The organism is Streptomyces rubiginosohelvolus (assembly GCF_014649875.1).
GTDB classification, from domain to species: Bacteria; Actinomycetota; Actinomycetes; order Streptomycetales; family Streptomycetaceae; genus Streptomyces; species Streptomyces rubiginosohelvolus.
Genome location: NZ_BMTW01000003.1, coordinates 213,799 through 226,720 on the forward strand (window position 1 = coordinate 213,799; position 12,922 = coordinate 226,720).

11 protein-coding genes are annotated in these 12,922 nt (G+C 70.6%); 8 read left to right on the forward strand and 3 right to left on the reverse strand.

Annotation, left to right across the window (positions count from 1 at the left end):
• Window positions 1-164 precede the first annotated feature (164 nt).
• From IE134_RS10780 to IE134_RS10800, 5 genes are all read left to right on the forward strand, one after another.
• Complete coding sequence (locus tag IE134_RS10780; RefSeq protein ID WP_032784841.1) at window positions 165-476, forward strand: hypothetical protein; 312 nt, start codon at window positions 165-167, stop codon at window positions 474-476.
• Entirely contained in the window at window positions 466-1,920 is a 1,455-nt protein-coding gene (locus tag IE134_RS10785) for a sensor histidine kinase (RefSeq protein ID WP_030708027.1), read from the forward strand. The genes IE134_RS10780 and IE134_RS10785 overlap by 11 nt, the downstream gene beginning before the upstream one ends.
• Window positions 1,917-2,576 (forward strand): response regulator transcription factor, encoded by a 660-nt coding sequence (locus tag IE134_RS10790; RefSeq protein ID WP_030708028.1) that lies wholly within the window; start codon window positions 1,917-1,919, stop codon window positions 2,574-2,576. Before IE134_RS10785 ends, IE134_RS10790 begins: the two co-directional genes overlap by 4 nt.
• Window positions 2,577-2,726: 150 nt before the next feature.
• The gene (locus IE134_RS10795) at window positions 2,727-4,160 is read left to right on the forward strand and encodes an SLC13 family permease (protein WP_098017141.1); all 1,434 of its coding nucleotides are present in this window, start codon (window positions 2,727-2,729) and stop codon (window positions 4,158-4,160) included.
• Window positions 4,157-5,368: a glycerate kinase family protein gene (locus tag IE134_RS10800; protein WP_189430317.1), complete on the forward strand. Its 1,212-nt coding sequence runs from the start codon at window positions 4,157-4,159 to the stop codon at window positions 5,366-5,368. The genes IE134_RS10795 and IE134_RS10800 overlap by 4 nt, the downstream gene beginning before the upstream one ends.
• A 510-nt stretch (window positions 5,369-5,878) precedes the next feature.
• On the opposite strand, the gene IE134_RS10805 is transcribed toward IE134_RS10800, so the two are convergent.
• Window positions 5,879-6,091 carry a hypothetical protein gene (locus tag IE134_RS10805; protein WP_088577408.1) on the reverse strand — a complete coding sequence of 71 codons (213 nt, stop codon included), beginning with the start codon at window positions 6,089-6,091 and terminating at the stop codon, window positions 5,879-5,881.
• Window positions 6,092-6,143: 52 nt separating this feature from the next.
• Window positions 6,144-9,335 (reverse strand): RHS repeat-associated core domain-containing protein, encoded by a 3,192-nt coding sequence (locus tag IE134_RS10810; protein WP_229823488.1) that lies wholly within the window; start codon window positions 9,333-9,335, stop codon window positions 6,144-6,146.
• Between the two features lie 513 nt (window positions 9,336-9,848).
• Between IE134_RS10810 and IE134_RS10815 the strand changes: the two genes are divergently transcribed.
• Window positions 9,849-10,154 carry a hypothetical protein gene (locus IE134_RS10815; protein WP_189430319.1) on the forward strand — a complete coding sequence of 102 codons (306 nt, stop codon included), beginning with the start codon at window positions 9,849-9,851 and terminating at the stop codon, window positions 10,152-10,154.
• A gap of 67 nt (window positions 10,155-10,221) precedes the next feature.
• Window positions 10,222-11,034, forward strand: coding sequence for a serine hydrolase domain-containing protein (locus tag IE134_RS10820; RefSeq protein WP_098017143.1), 813 nt, complete (start codon window positions 10,222-10,224; stop codon window positions 11,032-11,034).
• A gap of 9 nt (window positions 11,035-11,043) precedes the next feature.
• On the opposite strand, the gene IE134_RS10825 is transcribed toward IE134_RS10820, so the two are convergent.
• Window positions 11,044-12,315 carry an aspartate aminotransferase type Ic gene (locus tag IE134_RS10825; protein WP_189430321.1) on the reverse strand — a complete coding sequence of 424 codons (1,272 nt, stop codon included), beginning with the start codon at window positions 12,313-12,315 and terminating at the stop codon, window positions 11,044-11,046.
• 182 nt (window positions 12,316-12,497) lie between these two features.
• Between IE134_RS10825 and IE134_RS10830 the strand changes: the two genes are divergently transcribed.
• The gene (locus tag IE134_RS10830; protein WP_030708036.1) at window positions 12,498-12,914 is read left to right on the forward strand and encodes a hypothetical protein; all 417 of its coding nucleotides are present in this window, start codon (window positions 12,498-12,500) and stop codon (window positions 12,912-12,914) included.
• The last annotated feature ends 8 nt before the right edge of the window (window positions 12,915-12,922 follow it).

Genomic DNA, 12,922 nt, shown 5'->3' on the forward strand with positions numbered 1-12,922 from the left:
TTCCACGCTAGATCCTTGGAGTGCACTCGAAGCAAGCGGAATCGGCGTCGTCTCCCCACGTCTCCTCCGATCCCCTCCGACCGCATATGCGCCGATTGCCCGAGATGAAGGAATGTTCATCCTGGCTTCATGTTCGTACCGCCCGGGACCGTCAGGGTGAACGCATGGCTTTCTCACCTCGTCTGGCGGCCCTGGCAGCCGTCGTCGCCGTGCCGCTGGGCATAGCGGCCACCAGCTATGCCATGACCGACACCTCGGAGGCGCCGAAGGTGCCCCCCACCGTCCAGCTGGAGGAGAGCCCGCGCGGCACACCGTCGCCGGGCCGGGACGCGTCGCCGAGCGGTGCCGCGTCCCCGAGCGGCTTCCCGACGCCGAGCGGTTCCTCCACCCCGACCCGTACACCGGACAGCTCCGTCGTCCCGGGCCCCTCCGCGGCCGACGACGACGATGACGACGACTTCGGTGATGACGGTTAGCCGGTCGCCCCTGGGGTTCCCGAGGATCTCCGCCCGCGTTCGGATCCTTCTGTGGTTGCTGGTCGTGATGGCGGTCGCGCTGGGCGCGGTCGCCGTCACCGTGCGCTCGATCCTCCAGCGGGACGTGGACCACCGCATCAGCCAGCTGCTCACGCAGGAGACCGGCGAGTTCGCGAACTTCGTGCCGCAGGGGGTGGACCCGGACACCGGCGGCCGGTTCGACACCGCCGACCGGCTGCTCCGCATCTATCTGCAACGCCAGTACGCCGACCCGGACGAGGAGCTGCTGGGGCTGACCGGCCCGGCCGGCGACCGGCCCGACGTCATCCGGCAGCGCCGCGACCTCCCCCCGGACACCGCCCTGTGGCAGGACACCGCATCGCTCACCCGGATCCGCGCCGACAAGGACTCCTTCGGCACGCTGGAGCGCCCGCAGGGCGAACTGCGCTGGGCGAAGGTCGAGATCGGGCCGTCGGCCGGCGGGCAGCCCGGGGCGTTCGTCGTCGCCTTCCACCCGGAGCGCGAACGGGACGTCGCCGACAAGACGTTCTGGATGCTGCTCGCCCTGTCCGGGGTCGCCCTGCTGATGACGACCGGGATCGGCTGGGCCGTCGCCGGACGCATCCTCGCGCCCGTCCGGCTCGTGCGGACGACGGCGGCGGAGCTGACCGAGCAGGATCTGACCCGGCGGATCCCCGTGGAGGGCCGGGACGACATCGCGGCCCTCGCCGAGACGTTCAACGCGATGCTCGACCGCCTTGAGCGGGCGTTCGCCGCGCAGCGGGTCTTCGTCGACGACGCCGGGCACGAGCTGCGCACCCCGATCACCATCGTCCGGGGCCATCTGGAGCTGATGGGCGACGATCCGGCGGACCGGGAGGAGACAGTACGGCTGGTCACGGACGAGCTGGACCGGATGAGCCGGATCGTGGAGGACCTGCTGCTGCTCGCGGGGGCCGAGCGCCCCGACTTCGTGCGCCCGGAGCCCGTCCAGCTCGCGGAGCTGACCGCCGACGTGTTCGTGAAGGTGCGGACCCTCGGTGAGCGGGAGTGGCAGCTCGACGGGGTCGCGGACCGCGAAGTGCGCCTGGATCCGCAGCGGATGACGCAGGCGATGGTCCAGCTCGCGCAGAACGCGGTCCAGCACACCGTGCCCGGCCAGCGCATCCGGATCGGCTCCCGGGCCGTCGGCTCCCGCGCCGAGGGCGACCGTATCGAGCTGTACGTCGCCGACCACGGGCCCGGCATTCCGCCGGAGGACGCCGAGGTCATCTTCGAGCGGTTCCGCCGGGGCACGTCCCGGCGCGGGACCCGCACCAGCGGGGCCGGGCTCGGCCTCGCCATCGTCAAGGCCATCGCGGAGGGCCACCACGGCCGCGTCGAACTCCGCCGGACCGAGGGCGGCGGAGCCACCTTCGTACTCACGCTGGAGACCGATTCATGAACCGCATCCTGATCGCCGAGGACGAGGAGCGCATCGCCTCGTTCGTCCAGAAGGGCCTGCGCGCCAACGGCTTCACCACGGTCGTCGCCGAGGACGGTGACCTGGCGCTCGGCCATGCGCTGACCGGCGGGTTCGACCTGATGGTGCTCGACATCGGGCTGCCGGGCCGGGACGGCTTCACCGTGCTCCGGGAGCTGCGGGAGGCGCGCGTCACGCTGCCGGTGATCGTGCTCACCGCCCGTGACTCCGTCCGGGACACGGTGGCCGGTCTGGAGGGCGGGGCCGACGACTGGATGACGAAGCCGTTCCGCTTCGAGGAGCTGCTCGCCCGGGTACGGCTGCGCCAGCGCACCGCGGCCCGGGCCCCCGAGGTCACCATGCTGCGCAGCGGCACCCTCGCCCTGGACCTGCGGACGCGCCGGGCCCGCGCGGAGGACCGGACGGTGGATCTGACGGCGCGCGAGTTCGTACTGCTGGAGATGTTCCTGCGCCACCCGGGCCAGGTGCTGTCGCGGGAGCAGATCCTGTCGCATGTGTGGGGGTACGACTTCGACCCCGGCTCCAACATCGTGGACGTGTATGTCCGGGCGCTGCGGAAGAAGTTGGGGGCGGAGCGGCTGGAGACGGTACGGGGGATGGGGTACCGGCTGCCTTAGCGGCCGGGTCCCGGCGGGCGGCCAGGGGCTGCCCCGAGCCGGCTCGACCGGACCGCCGTCGGCCATCAGGAGGTCGGGGCGGCGGGGAGATGAAAAGCCCTTCACGGGCGGCTCATCGACCGCTCACCCCGCCTTCAGAGGCTGTACAGCGTGCCTCTTCCTCTCCGGCAGACCGTCGGCCTCTGTGCCGTCCTCGGGCTCTGCGCTCTCCTCGCCGTCCCCGGCGCCGCCCCCGGCCTCAGCGCCGACGGGCGGCTCTCGCTCGCCGTCTTCGCCCTGGCCACCGCCGCCTGGATCGCCACCCCGGTGGACGACGCCTACATCGCGCTCGGCGCGGGCCTGGCGCTGACGGTGACGGGGGTGATCAGCAGCGAGACCCTGTTCGCCACGTTGGGCGACGAGACGGTGTGGCTGCTGATCTGCGCCTTCGTCCTGGCGGCCGCCGTGACCCGGACCGGGCTCGCGGGCCGGGCCGCCGTCTTCCTGGTCGGCGGGGCCAGGACCGTACGCCAGCTGGTGCACCTGACCACCGCCGGTCTCGTGGTCACCGCGTTCGCCGTGCCGGCCACGTCGGGGCGGGCCGCGCTCGCCCTCCCGGTGTTCCTGGCGCTGGCGGCCGCACTCCGTGAGCGGACCCGCCTGGTCGTCATGCTGGCGCTGCTCTTCCCCACCGTCATCCTGCTGTCCGCCGTCGCGACGCTGATCGGGGCGGGGGCGCACCTGATCACGGTCGGGGTGCTGTGGGAGCAGACCGGGGAGCAGCTGAGCTTCGTCCAATGGCTGGTCCTCGGGCTGCCGTTGGCCGTCGTCTCGTCCCATCTCGCCGCAGAACTGGTGCTGTTGACGACCACCCGGCGGGCCGACCGGAAGGGACCGGTCACGATCACGGCGGCGCAGATCCAGGAGCACTCCGAGACGGCCGTCGAGGGCCCGTTCACCCCGGCGGAGTCCCGATGCCTGCTGCTCCTGGCGACGGTCGTCCTGCTGTGGTGCAGCGAGCCGTTGCACGGGGTGTCGCCCGCCGTCGTCGCGCTCATCGGCGCGCTGGTGGCGACCTCGCCCGCGCTGGGGACGGTCCGCTTCAAGGACGGTCTGCGGACGGTCCCCTGGCCGCTGCTGCTGTTCATGGCCGCCACGATGGCGATGGGCGTCGCGCTCTCCGACTCGGGTGCGGCCGACTGGCTGGTGGGGTGGATACCCCTGGGGGCGTCCACGCCCCCGTGGATGTTCCTGGCCGGAGTGGTCGTCGTCAGCACGGCCGCCCACCTGGCGCTCCAGTCGCGCTCCGCCCGGTCCTCCGTCCTCGTCCCGCTGGTGGTCGCGGCGGCGGTCGGGGCCGGGGTCAACCCGGTCACGGCGGCGCTGGCGTCCACGGCCGCCGCCGGCTTCTGCCACACCCTGCCGTCCTCGGCCAAGCCGGTCGCGCTCTTCGCGGACGTGCCCGGCACCCCGACGTACACCCCGCGCGACCTGCTGCGGCTGTCCGCCTTCCTCGCGCCGCTCACGGCGGTCCTCGTCCTCGCCTTCGCCCTCGTCGTCTGGCCGCTGCTCGGCGTGCCTGTCCTCCTGGAGACCCAGCCATGACCCTTCGTCCTCACCGCATCGCCATCGCCCCCAGCGGATTCAAGGAGTCCCTGTCGGCCGCCCGGGTCGCGGAGGCCATCGCCACCGGGGTACGCCGGGTGATCCCCGACGCCGACCTCGACCTCATCCCCCTCGTGGACGGCGGCGAGGGTACGGCCGAGGCGCTGGCCCTGGCGGGCGGTGGCCGCCTGGTCCCGGTCACCGCGACGGGCCCGGTGGGCGACCCGGTCGCCTCGCACTTCGCACTGCTGGGCGGCGGCACAACACCCGGTCCGCTGACCGCCGTCGTGGAGATGGCGGCCGTCGCGGGCCTCGCCCTGGTCCCGCCGGACCGCCGCCACCCGGGCGCGACGACGACGTACGGTGTCGGCGAGCTGATCCGCGCGGCTCTGGACGCCGGGGCCCGGCGCATCCTCGTCGGCTGCGGCGACTCCGGTACGTCGGACGGCGGCGCGGGCGCGCTCCAGGCGCTCGGGGCCCGGCTGACCGACCGGCACGGCCGTGAACTCCGGCCGGGCGGAGGTGCGTTGCACGAACTGGAGCACATCGACCCGTCCGGCCTCGACCCGAGGCTCGCCGACGCCGAGCTGCTCGTGGCATGCAACCCGTACAACGTGCTGTGCGGAAAGCGCGGCGTGGCCCGGGTGTTCGGGCCGCAGAAGGGGGCGACCCCGGCGGAGGTGGAGCTGCTCTCGGCGGGCCTGGAACGGCTGGCCGCCGTCCTCACCCGGGACCTGGCCCCGGCGTTCGGCGCCACGGCTCTAGATCTGCGGACGGCCCCCGGCACGGGCGCGTCGGGCGGTCTGGGGGCGGGGCTCGCGTCCGTGGGCGCCCGGCTCCTGCCCCGGTACGACGTCCTCCTCGACGGCCTCGACCTGGACGCCCGCCTGGCCCGCGCCGACTTCGTGATCACGGCGGAAGGGGCGCTCGACCACCAGACCGTACGCGGCAAGATCCCGGCGGAGGTGGCGCGCCGGGCGCAGGCGGCGGGGGTACCGGTCCTGGTGCTGGCCGGGACGATCGGGCCGGGCGCGCAGGACGTACGGGCGGTGGGCGTGGACGCGTACAGCGCGATCCTGCCCGCGCCGATGACGCTGGTGGAGGCGATCGGCCGGAGCGGCGAGTTCCTGGCGGACGCGTCGGAGCGGGCTATGCGGATCATGGCCCTGGGGACCCGGTTGGCGCCGGTGGCCCCGCTGGCCGCGTGAGGGGGCAATCACCAGGTGCTGCCCGCCTGGATCAGGCCACCAGCCGGGCCCAGGGCATCTTGGACGGGCAGCACTGGAAGGAATGAGCTGGCTCTCTTATTGAGCTTGCCCATTCTTCCCCCTTTGAATGAAAAAGTAACCGATGACGGAGATGCATCCAATAATTCCCAGGAGCGCCCACCCGCCACTATTGCCGGAAACAATCAGAAAAACAGAAAGGGCGACACCGGCGACTGCAAATGCGGCGGCGAACTGAACGTACCGCTTTACGGCAGCGCGCTGCTCCATTGTCCATCCGACGTGCGGCTCCGACATTTTCATTCCTTTCGTGCGCCCTGGGGACCTGCTCGGTGGTGGCACCCGCTGAACGCCGCGAGGACCATAGGCGTACGTGTTGGCCTTCGCGCCGGCTTCGTCCGCCAACGCCATAACACTGCCGGGTGCAGCCCCCAAAGGCACCAGGAGGGCGAGCACCATTGCGTGAGCTCGCCCTCCTGAATCCAGGATGGATCAAAATTGGTTCTTGTTCCGATGGCGTGCACTCAAGGTGGCGGCGGCCCACGTGGCCAGGGTGATACCTAGGACGGTGAGACCGCCGGCAGTCATGCCCATGGCCAGGAGCGCTATGGAGAGAATCACCCCAAGGAAGCCGAAGATATGACTGGTCACCAGCAGTCGTTTCAGCAGCGACTGCCGTTGCAGTGGAACTCCGACTTGGCGCATGCCATATCTCCTTTCGCAGCTCTGAAGGGATGCCCCTCCAAGAGCGATCCGTTTAGTTGAAGGGCATTTGGGCTATCTGACTGACAGCCCATCCAGCCGCATAGCAGCCAGCGGCAAAACCCAGCGAGGTTCCGAGTGTCAGCGGGGCCGCGACCACAGCGCTCGCGCAGTACACGGAGACACCGCCCCCGGTAACCGCACCCGCTACGTCGCCCCACAGCGCCTCGGTGTCACCCTCAGCCAGATGCTGCCCCGCCTGAATGAGGTCACCAGCAGGGCCCAGGACATCCAGGAACGCCAGTCCGGTGGGGTCGATCTTGTTGACGGGGTCGCCTGCGGCATAGAGGTAGGGGTTCTGTTCCTGGCCGGAGGGGTCGGGGGTGGTGAAGCGGCCGATGTTGGGGTCGTAGTAGCGGGCCGCGAAGTGGTAGAGCCCGGTGGGGTCCTGGTAGCCGCCGGCGAAGCGGTAGGGCTGGGGGACCTGCTCGGTGGTGGCGGCTCGCTGGACGCCTCGCGGGCTGTAGGCGTACGTGTTGACCTTCGTGCCCGCTTCGTCCGTCAGGGCGACGACGCTGCCGAGTGCGTCGGTCAGGTAGTAGTGGTTCTTCCCCCCACGGGTCATGGAGTTCAGCGTTCCCCCGGGTTCGCGGTTGAATCCCGTGTCCACTCCGGCCGTTGAGGTGGCCGACAGGCCGAGGGGACCGTTGTGGAAGAAGGTGTCGCCGAGCTTGATGCGCTCGGACTGGTCGGTGGAACCGTACTGGCCCGCGTACGTCTTGCCGCCGGTCGTGATCGACGTCATCTGGGAGTGGTCCGACCACTTCATCCCGGTGCGGGTCGACTCGGGGGTGGAGGCGGCGGCTGTCTCATTGCCGATCTTGTCGTAAGCCCAGTTCGTGGCCGAGCCGTTCTTCGCGGTGATCTGCTGGGCGTCGTTGACCGTATAGGTGGTGCCACGCGGGCAGCCCTTGTCGACGCCCTGGGAGGTGAGGTTCCCGGCGAGGTCGTAGCAGTACTGCCAGGAGGAGGTGAGGGTGTTGCCCTTCTTCTCCGCCGCGTAGGAGAAGCGGCCTGACGTGTCGTATTCGTAGCTCGTCTTCGTCCCGGCGACCGCGTCGGTCGTGGTGCCGATCTTGCCGCCGTCCTTGCCGTCCGGGCGGGCGTAGGTGTACGCCAGGTCGACCAGGGTGCCCTTCGGGCTGGTGGCCTTGATCTTCTCCGGGCGGCCGGACTTGTCCGGGGTGACCTCCTGGACCGTGTTGCCCGGGTAGGTCGTCGTGGTGCGGACGTCGTTCCTGTTGTACCCGTACGTGGTGACCTTGCCCTTGGGGTCCTTCAGCTCCTTGAGCTTGTTGACCTCGTTCCAGGTGTAGTCGGTCAGGCCGGCGGGGTCCTTGTAGGTGTCGACGTTGCCCGCCGGGGTGTACGCCAGGACCGTCTGCGCCCCGTTCTGCAGGGTGCGGACCGTCTCGCGGGAGAGCGGGTCGAAGTCGTACCGGATGACTCCCGTGCCGTCGGAGCGCTGGGTGAGGTTGCCGTCGCCGTCGTACTCGTAGGTGACGGCCTGGTAGTTGGAGGAGTCGACCTTCTTCACCCGGTCACGGTGGTCGTAGGTGTAGACGATCGTGACCCCGCGGGCGTCCTTCACCGTCTCGGGGCGGCCCAGGGCGTCGTAGGTGTAGGTGGTCGTGCCCAGCGGTGCGGGGGCCTTGACCGTCTTCAGGTTGCCCTGGGCGTCGTAAGTGAACGTCGTGGAGACGGACTTCGCGTCCGTCATCTTCGTGGTGACCTTGCAGACCTGGCCCTCGAAGCCGCCGCAGGTGGGGGTGGCCGGGTTGTAGTCGAAGGACTGGTTGCCGCCGCCCGTTCCCTGCACGGCGACGGACTTGGTGTTGCCCGCCGTGTCGTAGGTGTACTTCGTCTTCTCGTCGTCCGCCGTGGTCATCGTCTCGGGCAGGTCCGACCCGGCGATCGTCTGGTAGCCGCTCATCGTGGCGGTCGCGCCGGTCGGAAGCTCGGACGATGTGGGGTTGTTCCGGGAGTCCCACCCGTACTTGGTGACGTTTCCGGAGGCCCCGCCCATGCCCATGGCGTCCGCGGCTTCCTCGACGTTGCGGTTCGCGTCGTACTTCTTGGAGCGTGACCGTTCCAGTGCGTCGGTGACCTTCTCGACCTGGCCGTCCGCGTCGTGCTCGTACGTCGTCGCGTGGTTCTCCGGGTCGGTGACCGTCGTCCTGCCGACCGCCGACGGGGAGGCGGCGGAGTAGGCGTAGGTCCAGGTCGGGCCGGTGTGGCCGGAGCCGTTGAACTCGGTGGCCCGGAGCATCGAGGTGACCCGGTTGTGGTCGTCGTAGGTGAAGACCGTCACCCGGCCCTCGTGAGTGGTGATCTTCGTCAGGCGGCGTGAGGAGTCATAGCCGAAGACCGTGGACTTCCCCTCGGTGTCCGTCGTCCTCTCCAGATCCCCGGCAGCGTTCAGGTCGAAGACGGACGTGCGGCCGGTGTGGTCCTCGGCCTGCCACTGGTTCGGGTACGTCTTGACCAGGTCCACCCAGCGCCCGGAGCGGGTCTCGGTCAGCTTGAAGCCCTTGTGCTCGCCGCCCTGGTCGTGCTGGGTGACCGTGATGGCGCCCTTGTTCTTGTCGGTCACCTTGGTCAGCGTGCCGTCGGCATTGTAGGTGTCCTTCGAACCGGACTTGCGGTCGGTCAGCGTGTACGTGCCGTCCGCGTTCTTCTTCAGGTCCTTGGAGTAGCCCTTGGGAGTGGTCAGGGACCCGTCGGACTCCTTCGCGAAGCGGACCGCCGCCCCGGTGGCGTCGTACAGGACCACCTCGCCGCCGTCCGCGAGGTTCAGATAACGCTCGTACTCCTGCCACCACCGCTGCGACACCTTGCCCCACGGGGCGTCCAGCGAGTTGTACGTCCGGGCCAGCCGCAGCTTCTGACCCACTCCGGCGATCTCGAAGTCCGTGCCCGCCAGCATCAGGTTGCCGGTGGAGTAGTTCACCCGCGCCACCAGCGAATCGGTGATCCGGAAGTCGGATATCTGGTGCCAGGGCACCGAACCCTGACCCTCCGGAACGTACGCGGCCGCTGCCGCCCCCCGGGCCGCCTTCCGGCCGGCCGGTGCGGGCGGTGTACCGGTTGCCGCACGCTCCTCCTCGGCCTCCAGCCAGGCCGCCTTCTCCGCCGAGGGCGCCGCCTCGTCCTCATTGCCGAACGGCTTGTTGGAACCGACCTTCACCGGCGGGATCTCCGCCTTCGGGCCGCCCGGGCCCCAGGCGGATGTCGCCGCTCCGTCAGCAGCCGGGCCTGCGCCCGGTGCCGCCAGTGACGGCAGCGCCGATGCCCCCAGAGCCGCCACCACCAGGGCGGCGGTCAGAGCGCTTCTGCGCTGTATACGGGCACGCCGAGATGGCGTGCCGAAAGCACGCGAAACCATGCGATCCCCCCACGGGATACGTAGACGCGGCGACCGCGGAGGCGATCGCCGGAGGCCCACACGCTGCCACGGTTCCTTCACGCGGCACGAACAAGTTCTCGACCAAAAACGCGCAAACGAGCGAGAACAAGCCGACTTTCACGCCCGCTTCGCCCCGAAAAGAACCTAGACCCAGCGTGACTTTCCCTGTGGCAACTGTTTCGGCGTCAACAAAAGCGGGGCTGAAAGCCAGCCCCGGACTCCCCCATTCCGCGCACCGAAACGCTTGAACAGTCAAGGTCGGGCAAAGAAGCACACGGCGAGGGACGGGGAATCATGGAGCAGCAACAGCGCGGGGCGAGATCCGGCCTGCGGAGGATCGACCGCACTACCCGCAGGGTCGGCATCGCGCTGTGCTGGTCCCACGCGATCGCCATCGCCCTCACCGCTGCCGAGGCCATCCTCCGGACGGCTACCGGCTGGTGGGTCATCAGCTGGGCGCTGACCGCCGCTCTCGTCACCATCTGGGCGCTGCTCCGGGCTGCCCAGAAAGGGCTCCTCCGAAGGGCCGCCGGCAGTGAAGGAAAGGAGCCCGACCCCTGCTGGCACGAAGGGCCCCCTCACTACGATCGCGCCGCATAGAGGCCCGGGTCCGACGACTCCGCCGACCCCGGAAGGCCGCCGAAGCCGACCGGTTAGGCTCGGACGCATGGAGAGCCTGCGCATCATCGACACCTGGCCGGTCACGACGGCGGCGGCCGCCGTCGTGCGGGCGGACGGCACGGTCCTCGGCACGCACGGGCCGGCCGACCACCGCTTCCCCCTCGCCTCGGTCACCAAGCCGCTCGCGGCCTACGCGGCGCTGGTGGCGTACGAGGAGGGGGCCGTCGAGCTGGACGAGCCCGCCGGGCCCGAGGGCTCCACGGTGCGCCACCTGCTCGCCCACACCAGCGGCCTCGCCTTCGACGAGCACCGGGTGACGGCCCCGCCCGGCAACCGCCGCCTGTATTCGAACGCGGGCTTCGAGGTACTCGGCGACCACATCGCCAAGGCGTCCGGCATCCCGTTCGCGGAGTACCTGCGCCAGGCCGTCCTGGAGCCGCTGGGCATGACCTCCACGACCCTCGACGGCTCCCCCGCCCGCGACGGCGTCTCCACCGTCGCCGACCTGGTCCGCTTCGCCGCCGAGGTCCAGGCCCCGCGCCTGCTCGACCCGCGTACGGTCCTGGAGGCCCAGAGCGTCGTGCATCCGGGCCTCAAGGGCGTCCTGCCGGGCTACGGCCACCAGAGCCCGAACGACTGGGGTCTCGGCTTCGAGATCCGCGACTCCAAGTCCCCGCACTGGACGGGCGACACGTCCTCCCCGGCGACGTTCGGGCACTTCGGCCAGTCGGGCACGTTCCTGTGGATCGACCCGGTCGCGGGCGCCGCCTGCGTCGCGCTGACCGACCGCGCCTTCGGCCCGTGGGCGGCGGAGGCCTGGACCCCGTTCACGGACGCCGTTCTGGCCGAGCTGCCCTGAACCGGCTGCTCAACTCGCCGTGTCCGCCAGCAGCTTCTCGTAGCCGACCAGGCGCACGCAGGCCGTGACGCCCGCGATCGCCTGCTCCAGCTCCTCGGGGGTGGGGAAGCTGGGCGCGATCCGGATCACCGCGTCGTCCGGGTCCTGGCCGTGCGGGTGGGTGGCGCCCGCCGGGGTGAGGACGATGCCCGCGTCGGCGGCGCGGCGCACGACCTCGCGGGCACAGCCGTCGAGGACCTTCAGGGTGATGAAGTAGCCGCCCTTGGGGTCCGTCCAGGTGGCGAGGCCGGTGGAGCCGAGTTCGGCTTCGAGGATGCGCAGGACGGCGTCGAACTTCGGGCGGAGCTTGGCGCGGTGGAGGTCCATGTGGGCGTGCACGCCCGCCTCGTCCTTGAGGAAGAGCGCGTGCCGCAGCTGGTTCACCTTGTCCGGGCCGATGGTGCGCTTGGCGAGGTTGCCGAGCAGCCAGGTGACGTTGTCGGGCGAGGCGCCGAAGAAGCCGACGCCGCTCCCGGCGAAGGTGATCTTCGAGGTGGAGCCGAAGACGAAGGCCCGGTCGGGGTGGCCGTGGCCGGCGCAGGCGGCGAGGACGTCGGCTATCGCGACGCGCTCGTCGGTCAGGTGGTGGACCGCGTACGCGTTGTCCCAGAAGATCCGGAAGTCCGGCGCGGCGGTGGGCATGGCGGCGAGCCGGTCGACGACCTCGTCGCTGTAGCTGATCCCGTCCGGGTTGCTGTACTTCGGGACGCACCAGATGCCCTTGACCGAGGCGTCCTCGGCCACCAGCCGCCCCACGGTGTCCATGTCCGGGCCCTGGTCGGTCATCGGGACCGGGATCATCTCGATGCCGAGCCGCTCGCACACGCCGAAGTGCCGGTCGTAGCCGGGTACGGGACAGAGGAAGGCGATCCGCTCCTGGTCCACCCAGCGGGAGGCGGCCCCCGGCAGCACGCTCAGCATCGCGTGCACCAGGCTGTCGTGCATCAGCTCCAGGCTGGAGTTGCCCGCGGCCACCAGCTGCTCGACGGGGACCTGGAGCGGGCCGCTGAAGATCTCACGCAGCTCGCGCAGGCCGTGGAGGCCGCCGTAGTTGCGGGTGTCCACGGATTCGGCGCTGCGGTACGTCTCGCCGGGCAGGGCGAGCAGCGGCGCGGACAGGTCGAGCTGGTCCGCGGCCGGCTTCCCGCGCGTGAGGTCGAGGGAGAGGCCCCGCCCCACCAGCTCGACGTAGTCCTGCTGCGCGCGGTCTCGGTGGGCGGCCAGGGCTTCGGGGCCGGACACGATGGTGTTGATGGCAGATCTCCTTCGCGGGCGAACGCACGGCATACGGACATATGACGCCGCCTGCACCTTACGAAGGCGCCCCGCTCCGGCAGGCCCCAGGGTCGGTGTCCCACGTCGCAACCGGTCGCCCGCGATCACGCCGGGGCGAGCCACGGGGTGCGCTGCTAGATTCGTCCGCCATGCGATCACGAGACTACGACCTCGAATTCCGGGAACAGGCCGCCCGCATACGTACCTGGGGCCTCGGCCTGCTGGTCCTGGCGGGCCTGCTCTGGGGCTGGTGCGCCTATCTGCTGATGACCGAGTACACGATCGAGACGCGCACCGGCTTCGAGAAGGAGTGCGCGGCGCGGCTGTTCACGGACGGCGGCACCGCCAACGAGGGTGTGTATGCCGGGGATTACTGCGCGGACGAGCGCGACTGGCCCGAGGCGCTGGTCGTCCTGGGGCTCTCCATCCCCGTGTCGCTCGTGGGGACCGCGCTGGTCACGACCGGCAGTGTGAGCCGGCGGATGAGCGGGCACGCCCAGGCGATGCGTGAGCTGGACCGGATCGCGGCGAGGCGGGAGAAGAAGTCCGAGCAGGCCCAGGGGTGATCGGCGGC